Source organism: Ulvibacterium sp., from assembly GCF_965228935.1.
Taxonomy (GTDB): Bacteria; Bacteroidota; Bacteroidia; order Flavobacteriales; family Flavobacteriaceae; genus Ulvibacterium.
The window spans coordinates 5,220,629-5,245,093 of sequence record NZ_OZ245846.1 but is presented as its reverse complement, the minus strand read 5'-3'; the positions used below and the strand labels follow the sequence as shown (position 1 = coordinate 5,245,093).

The 24,465-nt window shown below is 42.7% G+C and carries 22 protein-coding genes; 15 read left to right on the top strand and 7 right to left on the bottom strand.

Annotated features, from left to right (window positions below; all coding sequences use genetic code 11):
• Window positions 1-15 precede the first annotated feature (15 nt).
• Both ACO06Y_RS22130 and ACO06Y_RS22125 read left to right on the top strand, forming a co-directional pair.
• Complete coding sequence (locus ACO06Y_RS22130) at window positions 16-462, top strand: hypothetical protein (protein WP_422081238.1); 447 nt, start codon at window positions 16-18, stop codon at window positions 460-462.
• Window positions 463-554: 92 nt separating this feature from the next.
• Window positions 555-1,604 carry a quinone-dependent dihydroorotate dehydrogenase gene (locus tag ACO06Y_RS22125; protein WP_422081237.1) on the top strand — a complete coding sequence of 350 codons (1,050 nt, stop codon included), beginning with the start codon at window positions 555-557 and terminating at the stop codon, window positions 1,602-1,604.
• Window positions 1,605-1,666: 62 nt separating this feature from the next.
• On the opposite strand, the gene ACO06Y_RS22120 is transcribed toward ACO06Y_RS22125, so the two are convergent.
• The gene (locus tag ACO06Y_RS22120) at window positions 1,667-2,092 is read right to left on the bottom strand and encodes a Dabb family protein (RefSeq protein WP_422081236.1); all 426 of its coding nucleotides are present in this window, start codon (window positions 2,090-2,092) and stop codon (window positions 1,667-1,669) included.
• Between the two features lie 80 nt (window positions 2,093-2,172).
• Here ACO06Y_RS22120 and ACO06Y_RS22115 point away from each other — a divergent pair, with 80 nt between their 5' ends.
• From ACO06Y_RS22115 to ACO06Y_RS22080, 8 genes are all read left to right on the top strand, one after another.
• Window positions 2,173-2,796: a LysE family translocator gene (locus ACO06Y_RS22115; protein WP_422081235.1), complete on the top strand. Its 624-nt coding sequence runs from the start codon at window positions 2,173-2,175 to the stop codon at window positions 2,794-2,796.
• Window positions 2,797-2,826: 30 nt separating this feature from the next.
• Entirely contained in the window at window positions 2,827-3,693 is an 867-nt protein-coding gene (locus tag ACO06Y_RS22110; protein ID WP_422081234.1) for a hydroxymethylglutaryl-CoA lyase, read from the top strand.
• A gap of 156 nt (window positions 3,694-3,849) precedes the next feature.
• Window positions 3,850-5,151 (top strand): DUF4856 domain-containing protein, encoded by a 1,302-nt coding sequence (locus tag ACO06Y_RS22105; protein WP_422081233.1) that lies wholly within the window; start codon window positions 3,850-3,852, stop codon window positions 5,149-5,151.
• 110 nt (window positions 5,152-5,261) lie between these two features.
• Window positions 5,262-6,398 carry an imelysin family protein gene (locus tag ACO06Y_RS22100; RefSeq protein WP_422081232.1) on the top strand — a complete coding sequence of 379 codons (1,137 nt, stop codon included), beginning with the start codon at window positions 5,262-5,264 and terminating at the stop codon, window positions 6,396-6,398.
• A 3-nt stretch (window positions 6,399-6,401) separates the two neighbouring features.
• Window positions 6,402-7,769, top strand: coding sequence for an HTTM domain-containing protein (locus ACO06Y_RS22095; RefSeq protein ID WP_422081231.1), 1,368 nt, complete (start codon window positions 6,402-6,404; stop codon window positions 7,767-7,769).
• Window positions 7,750-10,197, top strand: a complete 2,448-nt coding sequence (locus ACO06Y_RS22090) for a TonB-dependent receptor domain-containing protein (protein ID WP_422081230.1) — start codon at window positions 7,750-7,752, stop codon at window positions 10,195-10,197. Before ACO06Y_RS22095 ends, ACO06Y_RS22090 begins: the two co-directional genes overlap by 20 nt.
• Before the next feature lie 193 nt (window positions 10,198-10,390).
• The gene (guaB, locus tag ACO06Y_RS22085) at window positions 10,391-11,863 is read left to right on the top strand and encodes an IMP dehydrogenase (RefSeq protein WP_422081229.1); all 1,473 of its coding nucleotides are present in this window, start codon (window positions 10,391-10,393) and stop codon (window positions 11,861-11,863) included.
• Between the two features lie 79 nt (window positions 11,864-11,942).
• Complete coding sequence (locus ACO06Y_RS22080) at window positions 11,943-13,262, top strand: hypothetical protein (protein ID WP_422081228.1); 1,320 nt, start codon at window positions 11,943-11,945, stop codon at window positions 13,260-13,262.
• 52 nt (window positions 13,263-13,314) lie between these two features.
• Here the strand turns inward: ACO06Y_RS22080 and ACO06Y_RS22075 are convergent, their stop codons facing one another.
• From ACO06Y_RS22075 to lysA, 3 genes are all read right to left on the bottom strand, one after another.
• A complete protein-coding gene (locus tag ACO06Y_RS22075) occupies window positions 13,315-14,118 on the bottom strand; it encodes a carbon-nitrogen hydrolase family protein (RefSeq protein WP_422081227.1) in 804 nt (267 codons plus the stop codon).
• A gap of 252 nt (window positions 14,119-14,370) precedes the next feature.
• Complete coding sequence (locus tag ACO06Y_RS22070; RefSeq protein WP_422081226.1) at window positions 14,371-14,904, bottom strand: thioredoxin family protein; 534 nt, start codon at window positions 14,902-14,904, stop codon at window positions 14,371-14,373.
• 62 nt (window positions 14,905-14,966) lie between these two features.
• Window positions 14,967-16,208, bottom strand: a complete 1,242-nt coding sequence (gene lysA, locus ACO06Y_RS22065) for a diaminopimelate decarboxylase (protein ID WP_422081225.1) — start codon at window positions 16,206-16,208, stop codon at window positions 14,967-14,969.
• Between the two features lie 262 nt (window positions 16,209-16,470).
• On the opposite strand from lysA, the gene ACO06Y_RS22060 reads away from it, so the two are divergent.
• From ACO06Y_RS22060 to ACO06Y_RS22050, 3 genes are all read left to right on the top strand, one after another.
• The gene (locus tag ACO06Y_RS22060) at window positions 16,471-17,109 is read left to right on the top strand and encodes an LON peptidase substrate-binding domain-containing protein (protein WP_422081224.1); all 639 of its coding nucleotides are present in this window, start codon (window positions 16,471-16,473) and stop codon (window positions 17,107-17,109) included.
• A gap of 99 nt (window positions 17,110-17,208) precedes the next feature.
• A complete protein-coding gene (gene sucC, locus ACO06Y_RS22055; protein WP_422081223.1) occupies window positions 17,209-18,402 on the top strand; it encodes an ADP-forming succinate--CoA ligase subunit beta in 1,194 nt (397 codons plus the stop codon).
• Window positions 18,403-18,632: 230 nt separating this feature from the next.
• Complete coding sequence (locus ACO06Y_RS22050; protein ID WP_422081222.1) at window positions 18,633-18,968, top strand: hypothetical protein; 336 nt, start codon at window positions 18,633-18,635, stop codon at window positions 18,966-18,968.
• A 35-nt stretch (window positions 18,969-19,003) separates the two neighbouring features.
• Here ACO06Y_RS22050 and ACO06Y_RS22045 read toward each other — a convergent pair whose 3' ends face one another.
• Window positions 19,004-19,369 carry a DUF1456 family protein gene (locus ACO06Y_RS22045; protein WP_422081221.1) on the bottom strand — a complete coding sequence of 122 codons (366 nt, stop codon included), beginning with the start codon at window positions 19,367-19,369 and terminating at the stop codon, window positions 19,004-19,006.
• Window positions 19,370-19,501: 132 nt separating this feature from the next.
• Between ACO06Y_RS22045 and ACO06Y_RS22040 the strand changes: the two genes are divergently transcribed.
• Window positions 19,502-19,903 carry a TerB family tellurite resistance protein gene (locus tag ACO06Y_RS22040; RefSeq protein ID WP_422081220.1) on the top strand — a complete coding sequence of 134 codons (402 nt, stop codon included), beginning with the start codon at window positions 19,502-19,504 and terminating at the stop codon, window positions 19,901-19,903.
• 200 nt (window positions 19,904-20,103) lie between these two features.
• A complete protein-coding gene (locus ACO06Y_RS22035; protein WP_422081219.1) occupies window positions 20,104-20,529 on the top strand; it encodes an Hsp20/alpha crystallin family protein in 426 nt (141 codons plus the stop codon).
• Between the two features lie 302 nt (window positions 20,530-20,831).
• Here ACO06Y_RS22035 and uvrB read toward each other — a convergent pair whose 3' ends face one another.
• Complete coding sequence (gene uvrB / locus ACO06Y_RS22030) at window positions 20,832-22,820, bottom strand: excinuclease ABC subunit UvrB (protein ID WP_422081218.1); 1,989 nt, start codon at window positions 22,818-22,820, stop codon at window positions 20,832-20,834.
• 183 nt (window positions 22,821-23,003) lie between these two features.
• Complete coding sequence (locus ACO06Y_RS22025; RefSeq protein ID WP_422081217.1) at window positions 23,004-24,458, bottom strand: T9SS type B sorting domain-containing protein; 1,455 nt, start codon at window positions 24,456-24,458, stop codon at window positions 23,004-23,006.
• Window positions 24,459-24,465 lie beyond the last annotated feature (7 nt).

Below are 24,465 nucleotides of genomic sequence, written 5' to 3'. Positions count from 1 at the left end.
ATATTCTTTTTGACGATGATAAAATTCACAAGGGCGTTTTTTGTTTTCTTAGGCTATATAACCTTTTCTTCGGGGCTACTGGCACAGGATTGTACGTTGGATATTGGAGGGGATAATACGGATATGATGGTAGAGGTCTTTCAGCTTAGCGATCAACAAATACAAACCATGGAAAATCTAAAATCCGACTTGGAAATCCAGATAAAAAGTCTAAAGGAAGATATTCAAAAGCTTTTTGATGACCATCCCCAAAGTAGTACGGAGGAGCTGCAGGTTTTAGCCGATAAATATCGGGTACTGGAACAAAAAATAATGGATGCATCCCGGGAATGTGATAAAAAACTGCTGACAACATTTAATGAAAGACAGTATAGGCGATACCTAGATCTTTGCCGTGAGGCATTTCGGAAACCGATCAGGATTGTCCCGGTAGCAGTTAAGGATACGGTTAGATCCAATTGATTTTCATTTCGTCGAAATAATCAAAAAATTGATTTAGACAGGAGAAATACTAGGGTTAAGTTTGTACTTTTGACGAAATCTTACTGTAGCCCATGTACAAATTTCTAGTTCGCCCTTTCCTTTTCCTACTTGATGCAGAAAGGGCACATTTCCTCATATTTTCGTTGGTACGATTCCTATCTCAAATTGGATTCTCCAAGGTCTTTAAAAGTTTGTATACCCTAGAAGACAAGCGATTGGAAAGGGAGGTTTTTGGTCTAAAGTTCAAAAACCCGGTTGGCCTTGCCGCCGGATTCGATAAGGATGCGGTATTGTACAATCAGTTTTCCAACTTTGGTTTTGGGTTTGTTGAAATAGGTACATTGACACCAAAACCCCAAAAAGGCAACCCTAAAAAACGGTTGTTCCGCCTTAAAGCCGATGAGGCCATCATTAATCGTATGGGATTTAATAACAAAGGTGTTTTTGATGCGGTTGAACGCCTTAAGAAAGAGCATCAAATTCTAATTGGCGGTAACATTGGTAAAAATAAGGTTACCCCCAATGACGAGGCCATTAAGGACTATTTGATTTGCTTTGACGCACTTTTTGACCACGTGGATTATTTTGCAGTAAACGTAAGTTCTCCGAATACCCCGGGACTACGGGAACTACAGGGAAAGAAGCCCCTTATGGCCTTGTTGAGGGAACTGAAGAGAGAAAATGGAAAATACGCTAAGTATAGGGGCGATAAGGAAAAGCCTATTCTTTTAAAAATAGCCCCGGATTTGACGGATAATCAATTGTTGGATATTATTCAAATAGTGGAAACCACGAAAATCGATGGAATAATTGCGACCAATACCACTATTGAACGAAAAAATCTAAAGTCCGACTTGGTCCAGACCGAAGAGAAAGGTGGATTGAGTGGAAAACCCTTGAGGGAGAAAAGCACCCATGTTATTCGATTCTTGGCCGAAAAAAGCAACAAGGCATTTCCCATTATCGGGGTAGGGGGCATACATTCCCCTGAAGACGCCCTGGAGAAATTGAATGCCGGTGCTGATCTGATTCAACTGTATACGGGATTCATCTATGAAGGACCCTCATTGGTAAGGCAAATCAACCAGGCCATTCTAAAAGACATCGAGAAGGGAGATTAGAAAATTTCGATTCTAATTGGGCAAGTCACATAGCTAGATAATCTAAACCATGGAGAATTATATTATTTGTCCCTGCTCCAATAATCCACTACGGTAACATCTTCCAAATGCGGGGATAACAATTCGCCGAAAGCTTTATGGTCGGGATGGGGCAGATAAATGGCCCTGTCCGCCTCACTTTTAAAAGTAAGCAAAAAAGCATGGGTAAGCCCTTTGTTCAAGCCTTCCGGACTATTGTTCAAACCCCATTCATAACTTGCGATTTCAGGAATTTTGGCGGGAAGTGCCGCAAAAGCAGCTTCTATTTCATTGATTTTTTCCGGACTTGTTCCTGCCTTGAACTTAAAAAGTACCACATGGCGTAAAACACTGTCTTGCTTCATCGTGATTTCAGTTTGGATCGCTTTATCATTTGTTTTGTCCATCGGTACCTTGGAAACGGCTAATAAGGTCAGGAATGGAAGGAGGGTTACATAAAGGATTTTCATTTTCTCTATTTTGCCGGTAAGATATAAAAATTAAACTTTAGTCCGGGGAATTCGTATTTTTCGATTTCAAAACCTAAGCCTTGGATTACGAAGTTTTGTTTGCTTTTATCGGGGCCACCGCGGCTTTGGCAGTTTCTCCGGGACCGGATAATGTCTATGTGCTCATGCAAGGTATGGTTCATGGCAAAAAATATGGTCTGGCCACTTCTGCAGGCCTTATGTCCGGTTGTCTGGTACATACCACCTTGTTGGCCCTTGGCGTATCGGCAATTATTAAAGGTAACGATCAACTCTTTTTTGGCATTAAGTTGTTTGGGGCATTGTATCTGTTTTACCTTGCCTTTAAAGTTCTTCGTAGTGGCTCTTTAAAAATATCGGATACGGGAGTGCCCAAGAAGAGTTTGATGCAGCTATTTAAGCAAGGATTTATTATGAATGTTTTGAATCCTAAAGTGACTATCTTTTTTTTGGCCTTTTTTCCGGCATTTCTGTTCAGTGAGGAATTGGGTACGGCAACCCAGTTCTATATTCTGGGCCTTCTTTTTATTTTGGTATCCTTTTCCATTTTTGGTTTGATTGCAATTCTTGCTGGGAGCATTTCAAGGTATCTGTTTGGAAACCCCAATGTTGGAATAGCCCTAAAATGGTTGCAAATATTGGTTTTTGTTGGTATTGGGCTCTATATATTGTTATCGGATAAATAGTGCTAATTTTGGTGTTGGTATTTAAACAATATGTCCGAACAGGTCAAGATAATCGAATGTCCTAGGGATGCCATGCAGGGCATCAAGACCTTCATTCCAACGAATCAAAAGGTAAGGTATATACAGTCCCTTTTAGGGTGCGGATTTGATACCATCGATTTCGGAAGCTTCGTATCTCCCAAGGCCATTCCACAAATGACCGATACCGCCCAGGTACTTTCCAAATTGGATTTGTCCAAAACAAAAAGTAAGCTATTGGCCATTGTTGCCAACGTCAGGGGAGCCCAAGACGCTAGCAAGCACAAAAAGATAGATTATCTGGGTTACCCGTTTTCCATTTCAGAAAATTTCCAAATGAGAAATACCCATAAGACCATTGCGCAATCGGTGGAAACCCTAAAGGAGATTCTGGATATCGCCAATACATCCCATAAGGAAGTGGTCACTTATATTTCCATGGGGTTCGGTAATCCGTATGGAGATCCATGGGATGTTCAGATTGTGGGGGAATGGACAGAAAAATTGGCGGATATGGGTGTGCGGATACTGTCGTTGTCGGATACGGTAGGGACTTCCACGCCGGAAACCATAAAGTATCTTTTCTCCAACCTTATTCCAAAATATCCAGATATTGAATTCGGAGCGCACCTGCATACCACTCCTTCCAAATGGCATGAAAAGGTAGATGCCGCTTTTAAAGCCGGTTGCCGTAGATTTGATGGCGCCGTACAAGGCTTTGGGGGTTGTCCTATGGCCAAGGATGAGCTTACCGGCAACATGCCTACCGAGAAAATGCTTTCGCATTTTACGTCGCTAAAAGTAGATACCCGAGTGAATTGGATGGCTTTTGAGTCGGCATTTAATAAGGCCACTGAACTTTTTTCCACATATCATTAATTCCAAAAAAATACCTTTTGGGCCATTTGTAGCATTAGCCAAATGTTAAATCTTTAGCTTTATTTAGAATTATTTTAAATAATACTTTGCAAATTCAGAAGCAGCATTTATTTTCGCACATAAATTATTTATAACTAATCTAAATAAATATATCAAATGTCTTTTAGAAAGCTACTTTTCTTATTTACTACGGTCTCATTTTTTGTTGCCTGTTCAAGTGACGATAATGGAAATGAAATGTCGGATCCGGTCGCCACCTGTGATGATAACCAACAAAACGGGGATGAGACCGGGGTCGATTGTGGTGGGTCTTGTACGCCCTGTGAAACAGCGATAGAAAATCCTGACAACTATACTTTTGAACGGAATGGGGAATCTACGGTTTATTTTGGCGGACAGACTACACGTTTGCTTATGGGTGATGAGATATTAGCTGTATTTATGGACAATACCAGTACAACGGAGCAATTGAACGCTATGTTTGCCCATATGGAAGGTGAATCGAATTTTGACAATACAGATCTTAATGCTTCCGATAAGAACATTCGAAGTAAAACAGCTGCATCAGCCGATTATTTTGCTTCAAATGCCACAGATCAAGCCTTGATACGCGCCGATTTCGATTCATGGATCAACGCTCAGGTAGTGGAGGTATTTCCAAATTGGGAGGTGGCAGCAGTAGCCGGTGCGGCAGGTCAGATCGCCGATGGGTCTTCTACGCGCTACATAAGTGCGAAGGGCCTGGAATACAATCAATTGTTCAACAAGGGATTGATAGGTGCCCTAGCAGCTGACCAGGCATTGAACCATTACCTGAGTCCTGCCATATTGGACGAAGGGGATAACCGTGCCAATAATGATGCTGGAACCGTGGAGGAAGGTGAGACCTATACAAAAATGGAACACAAATGGGATGAGGCCTACGGTTATGTTTATGGTCTAAATGCCGATCCTTCAGATCCCAATGCCGATTTGGGAGCGGATAGTTTTTTGAACAAGTATATAGGCAGGGTAGAGGGTGACGATGATTTTGCCGGTATAGCGGAAGAGATTTTCGAGGCTTTCAAACTAGGCCGCGCAGCAATAGTAGCCCAGGAATATGATGTAAGGGATGAACAGGCCGAAATTATCCAAGAAAAGATTTCCGAGATTATCGGTATTCGTTCGGTGTATTATCTGCAGCAAGGCAAGAATGCCTTGGATCAAGAGACACCGGATTTTGGTGGAGCCTTCCATGATTTCTCCGAAGGATATGGATTTATCTATAGTCTACAATTTACAAGAAAACCTGGTACAGATGAGCCCTATTTTTCAAAAGCCGAGGTGGATGCCTTTTTGGTCGACTTAATGGATGATGGTGAAAATGGGCTTTGGGATGTAACCGGTGAGACATTGGATGCCATTTCGGAGGCCATAGCGGAACGCTTTGATTTTACCGTGGAACAGGCCGGAAGTTAACGTACGGATTTAAAACTGTTTTCATGTTAATAAAAAGTGCTGTTTCTCCTGTGTGAATACGGCACTTTTTATACTTTTGCAAAACTTAATTGGAATAAATAAAAATAAGAATGAAGCACTTTTTAGGACTTGTTGCGGTTTTGGTAATGCTGTGGGGATGTTCCTCGGATAACGGAACAACGATGAGCGATGATGTTGATCCCGGACCACCGACGCAAAATTTCGAGCGGGCACCTATGTTGGCCAATTGGGCGGACAATATCATTATTCCCGGATACGAAGCATTCACCAATGAATTGACCGAGCTACAGAGTGCCTTCGATAGCTTTAAACAAGATTCCAATGAAGCCAATCTTGTGGCTTTTCGTACCGCTTGGCTAGATGCATATCTGGTCTGGCAACGGGTTGACATGTTTGAGATTGGTCCGGCCGAAAACGTTGGACTACGATTGAACCTAAATATCTACCCCGTTGATTTTGCCAAGGTCGAGGAGCATGTGGCTTCCGGTGACTATGACCTCACCTTGTCCTCCAACCGGGATACAAAGGGTTTTCCGGCATTGGACTACTTGATCAATGGTCTTGGGGACTCGGATGCCGATATCATATCCAAATACAATGACGTAGCCAGTAAGGACAATTACATAGCCTATGTGGAAGCCGTTCTGGCCGATATGCAGCAACTTTCAAATACCGTACTTTCAGATTGGAAAGAAGGTTATCGGGATACCTTTGTAAACAATGACGGATCCTCTTCAACTGCCTCGGTGGACCGCTATGTCAATGACTACATTTTTTACTATGAGAAGTTTCTACGGGCGGGAAAGATGGGAATTCCCCTAGGTGTCTTCTCCGGTACCCCAATACCTGAAAACGTAGAGGCCTATCACAAAGGTGATGTTTCAAAACAACTCTTCTTGGAAGGTTTGGACGCGGCACAGGATTTTTTTAACGGACGGCATTTCGCCTCGTCTACGACCGGGGAAGGTCTGGCTTCCTATTTGGATGCCTTAAACACGCTTAAGGAAGGTGAGGACCTTAATAAGGTTATCAATGATCAATTCGATGCCGCTCGGGAATCGGTTAGCGGTTTGGGTACTTTCCGGTCTGAGATAGCGGACAACACCCCACCGACCAATATGTTGCAAGCCTATGATGAGGTCCAACGGGCCGTACCTTTGCTGAAGGTGGATATGGTCTCCGCCATGAGCATCAGTATCGATTTTGTAGATGCCGACGGGGATTAGCCCATGAACGCAAATCTCAAAAAATATCTTACAGAACCAGTAGAGGCCGCCCCTTTGGCGGTCTTTCGTATTATGTTCGGGCTTATGATGTTTTTGAGCATCGTACGCTTTTGGAGTTACGGCTGGATTGGCAAGCTGTATATCGATCCCCGATTTTTCTTTTCCTACTATGGCTTTGAATGGGTAAGACCACTGGGGGTCTATACGTATCTTTTATTTGTGGTATGCGGGTTTTCTGCCATTTTGGTAGCATTGGGCTACAAATATCGCTGGGCCATTGGAATCTTTTTCCTAAGCTTTACGTACATAGAATTAATGGACAAGACCACCTATCTTAACCATTACTATTTCATAAGTGCTCTCAGTTTTCTAATGTTCTTCCTTCCGGCCAATGCCTACTTTTCTTTGGATGCCTTACGGAACAAAAGCATAAGATATCAGTATGTGCCGGTCTGGACCATAAACAGCGTAAAACTACTTTTGGCTATCGTCTATTTTTATGCGGGCCTCGCCAAATTGAACTCGGATTGGATGTTGGAGGCCTTGCCTCTCAAGATATGGCTACCTGCCAAATTTAGCATTCCGTTGTTGGGCAATTGGGTGCACCAGGAATGGTTGGCCTATGCCTTTAGTTGGGGCGGGGCATTATATGACCTGGCCATTCCATTCTTACTATTATATCGAAGAACGCGAATAGTGGCTTTCACATTGGTTATTTTCTTTCATGTAGTGACGCGTATTTTGTTCCCTATAGGTATGTTTCCTTATATCATGATCGTATCCGCTTTGATATTTTTTGATGCTAGCCTTCATAAACGGATTCTATCTGGTTTAGGCCGAATATTACGAATAGGAAAAGAGCATTTTAATAACGGTAGGATTTGGGGTCACAGTCCTATTTTACCTAAAAAATTGACCGCAGGCATACTTATCCTTTTTTTTGGGTTCCAATTGCTTTTTCCCTTTCGATATCTATTGTATCCCGGGGAATTGTTCTGGACCGAGGAAGGTTATCGATTCTCCTGGCGCGTTATGTTGATGGAAAAATCAGGTTATGCCCAGTTCAAGGTCGTTGATGGTGAAACAGGGCGTTGGTTCTATGTGGACAACACCGATTTTTTAACCCCATTTCAAGAAAAACAAATGGCCTTTCAACCAGATTTCATTTTGGAATATGCCCATCATTTAAAGCAGCATTACGAGAAGGAAGGATTGCGGGACATAGAGATTTATGTGGAAAGTCAGGTTGCTCTTAACGGTCGTCTAAGCAAACCCTTCATTGACCCTAAAGTTGATTTGACCAAACAAAGGGACTCATTTAAACACAAAAGTTGGATTTTACCATTTACGGATGACATTAAAGGAATTTAGCATATTCGCGGCATTGGTTTTTTCCATATCATTGAGTCATGCACAACATACCTTGACAGGTAAAGTGACCAATACGGATAACGGGGTAATTGCTGATGTAGAAGTATATCTTGCCGAATTGGAACGTTTGGTGAAAACCGATACCCAGGGTAGTTATTCTTTCAATGATATTCCAGCGGGCGATTACAATCTCATGGCATTTGGCTATGGATTTCGGGTTTTGGAAAAGACAATCTCCATTTCGGGGAATAGTACAATGAACCTGAAGTTGGAATCGTTGGGGGAACAACTTTCCGAAGTGGTGATAACCCAACAACGGGAGCGGATTTTTGCCCTAAAACAATTAAAGAAAGTAGAGGGTACGGCCATTTATGCCGGAAAGAAGAGCGAGGTAGTGCTTTTGGATAATATTACCGGAAATTTGGCGGCTAGCAATGCAAGGCAAATCTACAATCAAGTGGTCGGGCTCAATATCTATGACTATGGCGATGCCGGACTGCAATTGAACATAGGAGGTAGGGGGTTGGATCCCAACCGCACGGCCAACTTCAATGTGCGTCAAAATGGTTACGATATCAGTGCGGATGCCCTGGGTTATCCGGAAAGCTACTACACCCCGCCAGCCGAAGCCTTGCGAGAAATCCAAGTAGTACGTGGGGCGGCCTCCTTGCAATATGGGCCACAGTTTGGCGGACTTATCAATTTTAAGTTCAAACAACCGAATCCAAATAAAAAAATAGAATGGGTATCCAGGCAGACCTTGGGATCCTTTGATTTATTGACAAGTTTCAATAGCCTAAGCGGCACTCTGGGCAAGTTTTCATATTATACCTATTTCAACTATAAGGAAGGTAACGGATTTCGGCCCAATTCCAATTTTAACAGTAGAAATTACTTTGGACATTTCGGATATCAACTTACCCGGAAGACCAAGTTGACCTTTGAAGCTACTCTTTTGAATTATTTGGCCAAGCAACCGGGAGGATTGACCGATGCCCAGTTTTTGGAAGATCCTACCTTTAGCAATCGAAGCCGAAATTGGTTCAATGTGGATTGGAAATTGTTCTCGTTACGTCTGGACCATGCATTTTCCGTAAAAACCGATTTTAGCCTAAATCTATTCACTTTGGATGCTTCAAGAAAGGCGTTGGGTTTTAGGACTAATCGGGTTTCACAGGACGATGACATAAATGAACCTAGGGAATTGTTGGTCGATAATTTTCATAACTGGGGGGCGGAAACACGATTACTGACCAGATATCGCGTTGGCTCAAAGGACGCCGTTTTCTTAATAGGGTCAAAGTACTACCAGTCCAATAACGATCAAAGGCAGGGGCCGGGAAGTCTTGCCGATACGGCAGATTTTACTTTTGCGGATACCGATTTTCCAAATTATGAAAGACAATCACAATTTGACTTTCCCAATCTAAACCTAGTTGTTTTCGGAGAGAATATCTTCAACTTTTCCAAAAGGTTTTCACTTACCCCAGGTTTTAGATATGAATACATCAAGACCGAAAGTGAAGGTAGTTTCAGGAATATTGTATTGGATTTGGCAGGTAACCCCATATTAAATGAAGAGGTGCCGGATAACCGGACTTTTGAACGGGGTTTTTTGCTGTTAGGGCTAGGAGCTTCGTATAAGCTCTCCCCATCCATGGAATTCTATGGCAACTTTTCGCAGAATTATAGGTCGGTTACGTTCAACGATATCCGGGTAGTAAACCCATCCTTTCAAATAGACGAGGACATTACCGATGAAGACGGATTCACGGCTGATTTGGGAGCCCGAGGTAGATGGAAGGACAATCTGTCCTATGACCTAAGTGTATTCGGTTTGTTGTATGACAATAGACTTGGCGAGATTCAAGATGTTGATCCTGCCGATGATTCGGTATTCCGACGAAGGGGCAATATTGGTACGGCATTCATATATGGATTTGAAGGTTTTATGGATTGGAACCTCAAAAATTGGATAGTTCCTTCCCGGGAAAAAGTAAAATTGAATTACTTTATGAACTTGGCCTTAACAGATTCCGAATACACAAAGTCCGATCAAAATAATGTGCAGGGGAAAAAAGTGGAGTTTATCCCACAATTCAACATAAAGACAGGTCTCAATTTTGGTTACGGAAATTTGCTTGGAAGCTTACAATATACTTATATCTCCGATCAGTTTACAGATGCGACGAATGCGGAACCTCTTTTCGGCAATGAACCTGGTGCTGGGGTTGTAGGGACTATCCCGGCCTATGATATCATGGATTTCTCGCTTTCTTACACGTACAGGAAATGGAAACTAGAAGCTGGCATCAATAATGTATTGGACAATAGTTACTTTACAAGAAGGACAACAGGATACCCGGGTCCAGGGATAATTCCGGCAGAGCCAAGAACCTTTTATACCACCCTACAATTGAAACTATAGATTTGCTCTATCGCAACCCGGCCAAGAGAAATATAGGCGCTATAATTGTGATACCAAATATATGAATGTGCAGGCTTTAAGAATTGAAAAGACATTTTTATTGAGTGATGAAAGGGTATCTCTCCTAAATATTTAGAAATAGGTAGGTAGCGATATATTCATTACATTTGCACGCAATTAATCCTTAATTGCCATGCAAGCCCACCACGATAAAATTCTAGGAGAAGGTCTTACTTATGATGACGTACTCTTGGTTCCCGCCTATTCCGAAGTGCTTCCAAGGGAAGTAAACATCCAGACCAAGTTTACACGGAATATCACCATTAATGTTCCCATAGTATCCGCAGCTATGGATACGGTTACGGAAAGCCGAATGGCCATTGCCATCGCACAGGAGGGAGGTATAGGAGTTCTGCACAAGAACATGACCATAGAGCAACAGGCCATGAAGGTCCGTAAAGTAAAACGGGCGGAAAGCGGTATGATCTTGGATCCTGTTACATTGCCGTCCAATGCTTTGGTAAAGGATGCCAAGGCCAGTATGCGGGAATTTAGTATCGGCGGTATTCCTATAGTGGACGATTCTGGAAAATTGATAGGTATCGTTACCAATAGGGATTTGCGTTTTGAGAAGAATAATGATAGACCCATTTCGGAGGTCATGACCTCCGAGAATTTGGTTACCGTAGGTGAGGGTACGTCCCTTGCCCAGGCAGAGGACATTCTTCAGGAGAATAAAATAGAGAAATTGCCCGTGGTGGATGGGGACTATAAGTTGGTTGGGCTCATTACCTTTCGGGATATCACAAAATTGACGCAAAAGCCCATAGCCAACAAGGACAAATATGGCAGGTTGAGGGTTGCCGCAGCCTTAGGTGTTACCCCGGATGCCGTGGAAAGGGCAGAGGCCTTGGTCAATGCAGGAGTCGATGCCATAGTTATCGATACGGCCCACGGTCATACGCAGGGCGTGGTTACCGTATTACAGAATGTCAAAAAGAAATTTCCGGATTTAGAGACTATTGTTGGCAACATCGCTACCGGTGAAGCGGCAAAATATTTGGTAGATGCCGGTGCGGATGCGGTAAAAGTAGGTATTGGGCCCGGTTCCATTTGCACCACACGGGTAGTGGCAGGGGTCGGTTTCCCACAGTTTTCCGCCGTGCTGGAAGTCGCTTCGGCCATAAAGGGAAGCGGTGTTCCGGTAATTGCCGATGGTGGGATACGATATACCGGTGATATTCCCAAGGCCATTGCCGCAGGTGCGGATACCGTTATGCTCGGTTCACTTTTGGCGGGTACAAAGGAATCACCGGGAGAGACCATCATTTACGAGGGCCGAAAGTTTAAATCATACCGTGGCATGGGGTCGGTAGAGGCTATGCGGGAGGGTAGCAAGGATCGATATTTCCAAGATGTGGAGGACGATATCAAAAAATTGGTTCCAGAAGGTATTGTCGGCCGGGTGCCTTATAAGGGCGAACTGTTTGAAAGCATCCATCAGTTTGTCGGTGGCCTTCGTGCTGGAATGGGCTATTGCGGTGCAAAGGACATTGCCACTTTGCAGGAATCGGGTCGCTTTGTAAAAATTACGGCAAGCGGTATCAATGAAAGCCATCCGCATGATGTGACCATTACCAAGGAATCTCCCAATTATAGTAGATAGGCTAAGCAGTTTATTGGTATATTTATAGAGCTACTTACAAGTTGTGTAAGTTGGACATTTATCTGTATATCAATAACTCATGAAATCCAGCGGCGCACCATCCAAAAAAACATCAAAATCCAGAAGGGAATTTTTGACTTCGGCCATGGCTCTAAGCAGCATTCCCCTATTTCCTTACTCCTTAAATATGGGCAACGAATCAATTTTAGGTCTATCTACCGAAGAAAGTATCCTTAAAACCGACGGCAATAAAAGCATTATCGGGGCATATGGAAATTGGGCCACTTCATTGGTATCGGATCCCCCTGAGCTCTCGTTCAGACATACCAAATGGACGAATTTGGACCAGTGGCGACAAAAAGCGCTGGAAAAAACAAGGGAACTGGTTTCGGCTCCTTCTATGGAAAAAAGAGTATTGGATGTTACAGTAAAGGCAAGTTACGATTATGATGGCCTATGGATCGAAGAACTGCAATGGCAACTTCCCTATGGAAACCCAACTGAAGCCATCCTGCTTAAACCAAAGGATGCCATTGGACCTTTGCCTGCTGTTTTGGGCCTTCATGACCATGGCGGGCAAAAGTATTTCGGGAAAAGAAAGATTACCAGAACATCGGATGAGGTACATCCCGTTATGGTGTCGCATCAAAAGGATTCTTATTCCGGTTTGGCCTGGGCCAACGAATTGGCCAAACAAGGTTATGTGGTATTGGTGCACGATACGTTTACTTTTGGCTCAAGAAGGGTCAGGTACACTGATGTTGATGGTATTACTTGGGGGCATTGTATGATTGGGGATAAAACGGATCAAAACCCAGAGGATTCCGGGAATATCAAAACGTATAATGAATGGGCGGCGGAACATGAGCATATCATGTCAAAATCCCTTTTTTGTGGAGGAACTACCTGGCCGGGAGTGACTTTGCTAGAGGATCAAATAGCTTTGGACATCCTATGTAACCGACCCGATGTTAATGAAGAAAAAGTAGGTTGTTGTGGCCTCTCGGGAGGAGGACTTCGGACGGATTATCTTGGGGGATTGGACCATAGGATACAATGTGCAATCAGTGTAGGGTTTATGTCCACTTGGAACGACTTTTTGGTGAACAAGTCCTTTACACATACCTGGATGACCTATGTTCCAATCTTGCCAAAATTTTTGGATTTCCCTGAAATTCTGGGGCTCCGGGTACCTTTACCGACTATGGTCATGAGTAATAATGAAGACCAATTGTATACCCTACCGGAAATGAAAAAGGCGGACGCTATTTTACAAGAGGTTTATAAAAAAGCGGGAGCCTCCGACCGGTATAGCGGCAAGTTCTACCCAGGTGGGCATAAATTTGACTCTGCCATGCAAGACGATGCGTTTAAATGGTTTGATAAGTGGTTGAGGTAGCTTACGGAAAGGTAGTTTGGGACGAGGATACTTTACTTTGGTTTGGATCAAATTATTGATCGGACCCGACTTCAATTTGGATCGTGTAGAGTCTGCTTTCCTCCTTGGTATAATCAAATTGCTTTTGGATTTCGCCGTCCCTGGATACTACCAGTGAAGCCCCAATGCACCACCAACCTTTCCATTCACCATCTTTGACCAGTCCGGTATTGCTCACTCCGACGACCGGAATATGATGTTTTTGGGCAATTTCGGTATAGGACTCTTTCCAGATGTCCCCATATGGCGTTTTCTCGTTGTCATAATCAGGGGGTACGGCCCAACTACAAGGCGAAAGTATAATATCCGCACCCATATATCCAAGGGCGTGTCCCAGTTCATTTGTGGTTGGGGAATTGTCGGCGCAAATGTTCATGCCGACCATCCCTAAATCCGTGGGGGTTACGGTACAACTGGTACCTGGCGTATAGATATGCTGGGCGATATCCAGAATATTGACTTTTCTGTGTGTTCCCAAAATCTCTCCGGTAGGTGAGATCAAGAGGGCCGTATTATGAATTTTATCGCCGTTCCGTTCCGTAAGTCCGGCAACTACGTAAATCGCGCTTTTTTTCGCGGCCTCCTGCAAGATTTTACTATGGGCTCCCGGAATAGGCTGAGCCCCTTGTATTGCCGAGGAATTTGTCCAACCAAAATCCAGGCATTCCGGCAAAACGACGACATCGCATGATTTTTCGGCTGCCTCCTTAATAAAAAGAGCGGCATTTTTAAGATTTACCTCTGGATTGCCGCCGTCTACATGCATTTGCCCAATACCAACATTCAAAGTCTCCTTTTTTACCATTGATTGGGCCATAAGGGTGTGATTTGATACAGATAAAAATACGAACGAAAGGAAAAAGACAAAATGTCCTGATTGTTTTACATGGTGGATTTTCATGACAATTGGCTATATACAATTAAAAAAGGGATATACCAATGTACAACAAATTTGGTTTTGGATATCCAATAGCATCAAACCTTCTGTTATGGTCTCAATAAAGGATATAACCCCGAGTACATGAGGAATGATTATGTCAAAAAAGAAAATTGGTGTTGCCCTGAAGTCTTATTTTCCCTTGCCACTATAGGCCTGCCAGTCCTTTTCTTTGTAAATGTCATCGCCGAAGTACTTGGCAATGTTTAAAAAAGGTTTTGGTTTTTGATAACCCGGTACGGGAGAAAGCATATTCATTTCCTCGTCAAGGAAAATTGTAGTGGGGTAACTCAAGCGACCTTGCATAAGCGCGGCCGCGAATTCATGATAGCCTTTTCTTCCGGAAGGTACAAAGTTATAGGTCTTGCCTTTATACTCTATGGGATCTTTGCCTTCACCATCCAATTTTACCATATAGAAATTCTCGGACATATACGCGGCAACTTCAGGGTTTTGGAAAGTATCCTTGTCCATTTTTTTGCACCAGCCACACCAATCCGTATAAATGTCAACGAATACCTTTTTGGGATTTTCTTCGTTCATGGCCAAAGTAGTGGCCTCTTCCCAAGTAAGCCATTCCACTTTTTGTGCATAACCATTCACTGCGACCAATCCAATTAAAAAAAGGAAAATAGATTTGATGATGGCTGTCCTGCTCTTGTTCATAGCGTATTTTTATGGAGTATTAGTCCAATTACTATACCAAAGCTAACGAAAAATGAGCACTTTTATTTCGCAACTACCTTTTCCCTGTTGGTTGGGAATAGGTCCTTTACATCTACCTGGTTCTTAATAAGGTCTTCAAAGGTTTCGCGTTCCCTGATTAAAACGGCTTTTCCACGATGCCAAAGTACCTCAGGAGGCCTAAATCTGGAATTATAGTTGCTGGCCATGGTGAAGCAATACGCCCCGGCGTTGCGGAAGCAGAGGATATCACCTTCCGAAATCTCGTTGATCCTTCGGTTGCTTCCAAAAGTGTCCGTTTCACAAATGTAGCCTACTATAGAGTAGTAACGTTCCTTTCCTTTAGGATTGGATATATTGATGATTTCGTGATTAGATCCGTAGAACATGGGCCTAATAAGGTGATTGAATCCCGAATCTATACTGGCGAATACCGTAGAAGTGGTCTGTTTTACAACGTTCACCTTGGCCAGGAAGAAGCCTGCCTCACTAACCAAAAACTTACCCGGTTCAAAGGCCAATGTCAATTCCTTGCCATATTGTTTGCAAAAGGTGTTGAATCTAGAACTCAACTTTTTGCCAAGTTCCTCAATATTGGTCTCTATATCACCTTCCTTATAGGGTACTTTAAACCCACTGCCAAAATCTATGAAATCCAAATTCTTAAAATTCTTTGCAGTTTCAAATAGAATTTCCGAGGCATAAAGAAATACATCGATATCCAGAATGTCACTTCCCGTATGCATATGGATACCGTTAATATTCATATGGGTAAGCTCAACTATGCGCAACAAATGAGGAATTTGATGGATACTGATACCGAACTTTGAATCGATATGGCCAACAGAGATTTTTGAATTCCCACCGGCCATTACATGAGGATTGATACGAATGCACACTGGAATATCGGGATGCTTACTTCCAAACTGCTCTAAAATGGACAGATTGTCTATGTTTATCCGAACCCCAAGTGCTGCCGCTTCCTCTATTTCCTCCAAGGAAACGCCATTGGGCGTAAAAATGATGGATTCCGGTTTAAACCCTGCCAATAACCCCAATTTTACTTCTTGGATGGAAACCGTATCCAGACCACTGCCCAAACTGTTCATCAATTTCAGGACGGTAATGTTGGACAACGCCTTGGCAGCATAGTTCAACTTCAACTTTTTAACACTCCCAAAAGCATCGGTCAGTCTTTGGAATTGGGAAATTATTTTTTCAGAATCATAAACATAAACTGGATCGCCATAGGTCTTCGCAATTTTAAGTAGGTCACTGTACTCCATAATACTTCGTAATTTGGCACAAAACTAAAGTGTTAGGACGGCATGAGCAAAAAAAACCGCTCATTATTAAAAAATACAACAATTTGTTATAATTAAAACAATAATTGATGTTTTGATTCTTTGTCATTGCGTTATTTGAATTGTACTTTTAGGGAGAATAGTGAAGCGTACTGAGCTAATGCTATTTTTCGGATTTACATAAAGCTTAATATTTGGAAAGTCGTTCAAAGAGTCCGAACCACAATCTTTACATAACATTAGAATGAAATTACCCTTGTTTCCTTTACAGTCCGTTTTTTTCCCTGGAGAGACCGTACCGCTCCATATTTTTGAGGAACGCTATAAGCAGTTGATCAAGGATTGTAGGAAGGAGGCGATTACCTTTGGCATTCCCGTATACATTTATGATGGACTTGCCTATGGTACGGAAGTACAATTGGTGGAGGTGGTAACGACCTATGAGGGAGGTGAAATGGATGTGGTTTGCGTGGCCAGGCAGGTTTTTAAGATAATTACTTTTGACAATGAAATCGATGACAAACCTTATGCGGGGGGAATTGTTCAATTCTTGGACAATGTAAACGATGCCGACCAAACAATGAAAAGGAAGGTATTGAACGGTATTGAAGAGTTATATGGTCTTATGGGTGTCCCATATACGACCATACCGGTGGAGAAATTCAACAGTTATATGCTGGCACACAAAATGGGACTGTCCTTTGAGCAGGAATATGAACTGTTACAAATGCCGAGGGAAAGTGAACGATTGTCATTTATCAATGCACATTTGCTGGCTACTACGAGCGTTTTAAAGGAGGTGGACCGTACCAAACATAATATAGAGATGAACGGGGATTTCAGAAACTTTGACCCCTTGGATTTTAAGGATTTCAAAATATAAAAGACAGCGTAACGGAGTTAATGGATATAGCTTGGTTTTGATTAGGGTAATTAACCTTCGTTTCCTATTTTTGCTGGCGAACCTAAAGACGTTTCATATATGAATCTTCACGAGTATCAGGGAAAAGAGATATTGGCCAGCTTTGGTGTACGGATACAAAGAGGTCTTGTGGCCCATAATGCCAAGGAAGCGGTCGAAGCTGCCAAACAGCTCACTTCCGAAACCGGCACCAGTTGGCACGTGATCAAGGCACAGGTACATGCTGGCGGAAGGGGAAAAGGCGGAGGTGTAAAATTGGCCAAAAACCTGAAAGAAGTGGAAGAAGTAGCAGGCCAGATAATCGGGATGAATCTCATAACCCCCCAAACTTCAGCAGAAGGAAAGAAAGTGCACAAAGTGCTCGTTGCCGAGGACGTGTATTATCCCGGGGATAGTGAAACCAATGAATTTTATATGTCCGTTCTGCTCAATAGGGGTACGGGTAGAAATATGATCATGTATTCCACCGAAGGGGGTATGGATATCGAAGAGGTGGCGGAAAAGACCCCGCATTTGATATTTACCGAGGAAATTGACCCAGCTACGGGACTTTTGCCTTTCCAGGCCAGAAAGGTAGCTTTTAACCTCGGGCTTTCGGGAGCAGCTTTTAAGGAGATGACCAGGTTTGTCACATCATTATACAAGGCCTATGATCAGAGTGATTCCAACTTGTTTGAAATCAATCCTGTACTAAAAACTTCGGATGACAAGATTATGGCTGTGGACGCCAAAGTATCCATAGATGACAATGCGCTTTATAGAAGAAAGCAATATGCGGAAATGCGCGATCTTCGGGAAGAGAACCCTATTGAGGTAGAGGCCAGGGCCGTTGGGCTAAACTATGTGGATCTGGATGGTAATGTAGGCTGCATGGTCAACGGTGCCGGTCTGGCAATGGCTACAATGGACCTTATCAAAATGGCAGGTGGGGAACCGGCCAACTTTCTGGACGTTGGGGGTACGGCAGATGCCAAAAGAGTAGAGGAGGCATTTCGCATTATTCTAAAGGATCCGGCCGTAAAAGCCATACTGATCAACATTTTTGGAGGAATTGTTCGCTGTGATCGTGTTGCGCAAGGGGTAGTCGATGCCTACAAAAATATGGGAGATGCCATTAATGTGCCCATCATAGTACGTTTGCAAGGTACCAATGCAGAGCTTGCCAAGGAAATTATCGATAATTCCGGCCTGGCCGTTCACTCCGCAGTCCAGTTTCAAGAAGCCGCGGATAAAGTGGAAGAGGTACTGAGGTGATACCCATCTAGCCAATAGAAAAACATTTAGAGCCGCTTTTATAGCGGCTTTTTGTATTTATTGGGGATTTTCAATTTGCTTCTTTCCTATTGGGATCATCACTTATTCATAAATAGAAATATTAAAGATTGATTAAAATTTTGTTAATCATTGATTTCGGTGTAACACTTCATGTGTTTTGTGAGTCTTTTTAGTAATTCATCAATTTATTAATCAAAAAACCAAGTGTCATGAGAAAAATTAGTTTAGTATTCGTAGCCGCAATGTTACTGTCCACAGGAAGTATTTTTGCCAATGGTCCAAAGGAGACCGATCCCACGCAATCCATTAAAACCCAGGTCAAGAAACTTTTGAGGGGGTATACCTTATCTCCTTCCGAAAAAGACTTGACGGCTACTATCTTGTTTACGGTAAACAAGGATAATGAATTCGTGGTCCTATCCGTTGAGACGGAAGATGAAGTATTGGAGTATTTTGTCAAGACCAGACTAAACTATCACAAAGTGGATTCCAAAGAGATTCCTGAAGGTAGAAGGTATACTATTCCCGTTAAGATTGTAAGTTAAGAAGGGGCCAATAAAAACCCCGGACTTGATTCCGATCAAGTCCGGGGTTTTCCTTTATTCTTGTATTTAACAGGTGTTATGTCCAAATTCTTGGGATTAAACCGCTTCTTCTTAAACGAAGGGCTTTTTTGTACGGATGCTTCTCCCTTGGATAATAATACCTCACCGGGATTTTTGGGTTTTTCCTTCGTTCCCCTCAAGTAAATTACCAGCCCATTCAAAAAATTCCGTAAGATTTGATCTCCGCACTCCACATATTTTGGGTGGTCTTCCTTTCTGAAAAAAGCACCAAGTTCGCTTTTGGATATCTTAAAATCCACCAATTCCAAAATTCCAACGATATCGTCGTCCCGCAGCATGAGGGCTACCCTCAATTTTTTAAAAATGTCGTTATTGCTCATAATCCTTTATAATCCTAAGGGAATTGCAAATTAGGAATTCGATTATGAATTAAGAGGTCTTTCCCTATCTTTTATACGAAACCGTTCTTTTTTTTGTTATTAAAATGTGGAAACACGTCAAATCCTTGTTTTATGGGTAGCTATGAAGAAAAATTGAGTATTCTTTCCGAAATGATCGCTTTTGCCAAAGCGGATGAAGTTGTTAAGGAATCCGAATATAATTTTCTGTTGGGGGTTGCATCCCAGTTGGGAGTGGACCGCAAAACCTTCGATACCCTTTTTGAAACAAAGGTAGAACGCATAATTCCAAACTCCCAAGCCGAGCGAATCCTACAGTTTCACCGATTGGTCCTGCTGATGAATGTGGATCAAGAGCAAAACAACATCGAAATCAGTAGGCTGCATAATATTGGACTGGGCCTGGGCCTACCTCCATCTGCCATAGAACAGGTATTGTCCATAATGCACAAATATCCTGATAAAATAGTACCTCCAGACGTGCTCATCAACATCTTCAAGGCCCATTACAATTAGGGAGCCTTCACGCTTTTGACAGATTGAGGGATAGCTATACAAGTTTTCTCCGTGCTATAATACCCATATCACTTTCTAAAAAAGACATTATGACAGTTGTTTTAACTGGAATAATGCCAAAAAGTCATCAATATTGAGTTGGTATGCACTTTGCCTTGTACAGTCTGAAATTTGTGTTTAACCCTTATAAAAATAAAATCATGAGTCTAATAAGAAGAAATGATGTATTGTTCCCTTCCTTGCTGAACGATTTTTTTAAGCCGGATTGGTTTGGAGGCATGGAAAACTATAACACCAAAGTACCAGCGGTAAATATCAAGGAAAACGAAACGGATTATGAATTGGAATTGGCCGTTCCCGGTAGAACGAAGGAAGATTTCAATATCGAGGTCGATGACAATGTATTGACCATTTCCGCAGAAACGAAATCTGAAAAGACCAAATCGGAGGAAAACTACACAAGAAAGGAATTTGGGTTCTATTCATTTAAACGAGCCTTTACCTTGCCTGAAACTATCGATGAGGACAAAATCAAAGCGACCTATACCGATGGTGTGTTGAAGTTCACTTTACCAAAGAAAGAGGAGGCTCTTCCCAAGCCTAAAAGAATGATAGAATTATCATAAAGGATGATAAAGAAATTATGTGATTTCCCGCTTCAAGGTAGGGGAGTTTCATAATGGTTGGTTTAGTTGGTTAGTTGAAGGGTGTCCCGTATTTTCGGGACACTCTTTTTTTATGCCGATTTTTGAATGGGGAGGTTGGCCAAATCTGATAGGGGAAGACAAATTGAAAATTTAGAGCAGTCTAAAAATAACAAGTAAATTATTTGTTATCAATTATTTGAAGGGTATTAACTGATGTAAATATTTAAATGTTCAAAATTTAGCTGTAACCAAATCCAAATTAAGGATTTTAAATCAATTTTTCAATCCTGTTCTTGTAACATTTTAATTTCATCCCGAAGTTTTGCCGCCAGCATAAAGTCCAATTCCTTGGCCGCTTTTTCCATGGCCTTCCTTTTTTCCCGTATCAATTTTTCGATTTGATCTTTGGTCAAATATTCCATGTCCGGTTCTGCGGCCCGCATGGTTTCCTTTTCAAAATGATAGGTGGAAACCGAGTTCTTGGCCAAGGCACTATCCAAACTTTTGTTCAATGCCTTAGGGATTATATTGTTCTCGGCATTGTAGACCGATTGCTTTTCGCGGCGGTAGTTGGTCTCATCAATGGTCTTTTGCATACTCTCGGTAATGGTATCGGCATACATGATCGCCTTGCCATTTAAATGTCTTGCCGCCCTACCCACGGTCTGGGTCAGTGATCGATTACTCCGTAGAAAGCCTTCCTTGTCCGCATCCAAAATGGCCACCAGGGATACTTCCGGCAAATCCAATCCTTCCCGTAATAGGTTAACACCTATTAGAACATCAAAAATACCCTTTCTAAGGTCTTGCATAATTTCCACCCGTTCCAAGGTATCCACATCACTATGGATATAGCGGCATCTAACATCGATTCGACTTAAATATTTGGTCAACTCCTCGGCCATACGCTTGGTAAGTGTGGTAACCAAGGTTCTTTCGTCCTTTTCCACCCGCGACTGGATTTCTTCGACCAGGTCATCGATTTGATTCAAACTGGGCCTAACGTCTATGATGGGGTCTAAAAGCCCGGTAGGTCGTATCACCTGTTCCACGTATACCCCTTGGCTCAGTTGTAGTTCGTAATCCGCTGGAGTGGCGCTCACATAAATCACCTGATTCTGCAAGGCTTCGAATTCCTCAAATTTAAGGGGGCGGTTATCCATAGCCGCTGGAAGCCGAAAACCATACTCCACCAAGTTTTCCTTGCGTGAGCGGTCTCCGCCGTACATGGCGTGTACCTGCGGAATGGTTACGTGACTTTCATCCACCACCATTAGATAATCGTCCGGAAAATAATCCAACAGGCAAAAGGGACGGGTTCCAGGTTCCCTTCCGTCCAGATATCTTGAATAATTTTCTATACCAGAGCAATAGCCCAATTCCCGTATCATTTCCAAATCAAAATTGGTACGCTCCTCCAGCCTTTTGGCTTCCAGAGGCTTACCTATTTCCTTGAAATAGCCTACCTGCCTAACCAAGTCGTCCTGAATCTGATGTATGGCATTTTGGAGTACGTCCTGAGAGGTAACGAACATGTTGGCCGGATAAATGTTCAAATTTTCATAAACTTCCAAAACCGTATTGTTAAAAGGATCAAATGCCTCTATTTCCTCTATCTCATCCCCAAAAAAATGAATCCGAAAAGCATGATCCGCATAGCTTGGGAAAACATCTACCACGTCGCCCTTCACCCTAAAGTTGCCATTTCTAAAATCTGCGGTAGTTCGGGAGTACAGACTTTGAACCAGTTGGTGCATAAATTTCGTCCGGGCTATTACCTGATCCTTTTTTATGGAAATTACGTTCTTTTGGAATTCAACCGGATTTCCGATACCATAAAGGCAGGAAACGGAAGCCACGACCAAGACATCCCTTCTGCCAGAGAGCAGTGAGGATGTTGCGCTGAGCCGCAGTTTTTCGATATCCTCATTGATGGAAAGGTCTTTTTCAATATACAATCCGGATGTGGGAATATAGGCTTCCGGTTGATAGTAGTCGTAGTAGGATACAAAATACTCTATGGCGTTGTTCGGAAAAAACTGTTTGAACTCGGAGTAGAGCTGTGCGGCCAAAGTCTTATTGTGGGCCAATACCAAGGTAGGCCGCTGTGTTTTTTCGATTACATTGGCCACGGTAAAGGTCTTGCCGGATCCGGTTACCCCTAAAAGAGTCTGATAGGGTTCCTTTGCAATAATACCTTCCGATAATTGATGAATGGCCTCCGGCTGATCCCCGGTAGGCTTGAACTCGGATACGACTTTAAATTTCATGTATTCTTGTTTATATATTCTTAGGACACATGCAATCTAGCATTACACTGCCTTTAGAAAATCGGATTTGGACTTGGAGATAATTTGAACTGTCTTTGAATTTTTAAGAAGCGAATCCCATTGCTTAAAATTACAAAAAGGGCTGAAATTAGGGAATACTTTTTGGAAAGTCTTAAGGCCGGTTTACCGCTTTAAGGTAAAATGCCCCCTGATACTTTGATTGCTGGAAGATACCGCCTTAAACCAATAATCGGATGAAGGAAGTGCCTTGCCCCGGTAATTTCCGTCCCAACCCTGCGAAGAAGGATCTATCTGGGCGAGTAAAAAACCATAACGATCAAAGATCCAAATGCGGTCTACCTTGATTTCGCCATCCTCTTCGGGCACTATATACTGCCAAAAATCGTTGATGCCATCCCCGTTCGGGGTAAAGAATTTTGGAAAGTCGTCCACGGAGAGTTCACGGGCTACAATGCCCTCTGTTATACCACAACCATTTTTATCCCGGACATAAACAATTTGTCTTTGTTCCGAAATATTTAAGATGACATTGCTATTTTGATAGGGGCCATTCGGGTCGTTTAGCGCAAACTCGTAATCCCCCGAGCCAACTACATTTATTCTGATTTCCCGGTTATTGAATGGGCCCATAACATCGATACCATTGATTATAGGAGCTTCCGATAGGAAAACCGAGAATTCCTTGGTGGCCGAACATTCTATGGTACTGCCGGCTACGGAAATAGTGTTATAGGCCTCATAGCGGTATCGACCTATTTCGGATAAATCTACCCATGGATGATCGGAAATTAAGGTTTCCGTACCGTCTTGATTCATTTTAAACCATCGAAAACCATCGGCACTGTCTTCCGTTGGTATCCGTGTGGATGAATTTTCTCGGCATATGGATACACTATCGGGAAAGTCTATATCGGGCTTTCGTGTAACAAGACCACCTTGAGAACTATCAAAAAAAGGTTCACAAAAATCGACACTCTCATCTACTAAAAAGCTTTCCTCCCTACAAGGGCCCAAATCGCCATTTTCATTGTAAGGAACTATGCTTACATAGATGTTGGTATCAATGGGAAAGCTTTGGGAAGGCTTGTAGGAAAGTGTATTTCCCACATCAAAATCTGAAAGAATATCCTGTGCGCCGGGCGCAGTTCCCATAGATAATCTATAGCCAGTTGCTCCATAAGCATAATTCCATCGTATCGGAGCATTTGAAGAGACGCCCGTCTCCCCATCCAATGGTTTGCTCAATGAGGTACAGGGAGGTGGGGTGGTCACCGCCTCCGTAGTGAAAATCTCACCCGGACAAACTTTTACGGGCTGCCCAAATATGAATAACCGTATTGTTACATGAATGGTGGTATTTGCCGGAAGTCCTACTTCGGGCACGTAAAAATTGTTTTGCCCGGAAGATCGTCGATTCAGGATATCTTCTCCACCGGGTGTCGTTCCCAATGAAACCACGTACCCTATGATTCCACTAACCGGCGTCCAGCGAATCTCGGTATCCACGGGTACATCGGTGTCCCCATTTTGAGGTGTGCTTATTCTAGGGCAATCCTGCCCAAAAGAAAACCCTCCGAGAAACAGGAAAAGAAGATATGTTATTCTTATTCTTTGCATCTACATA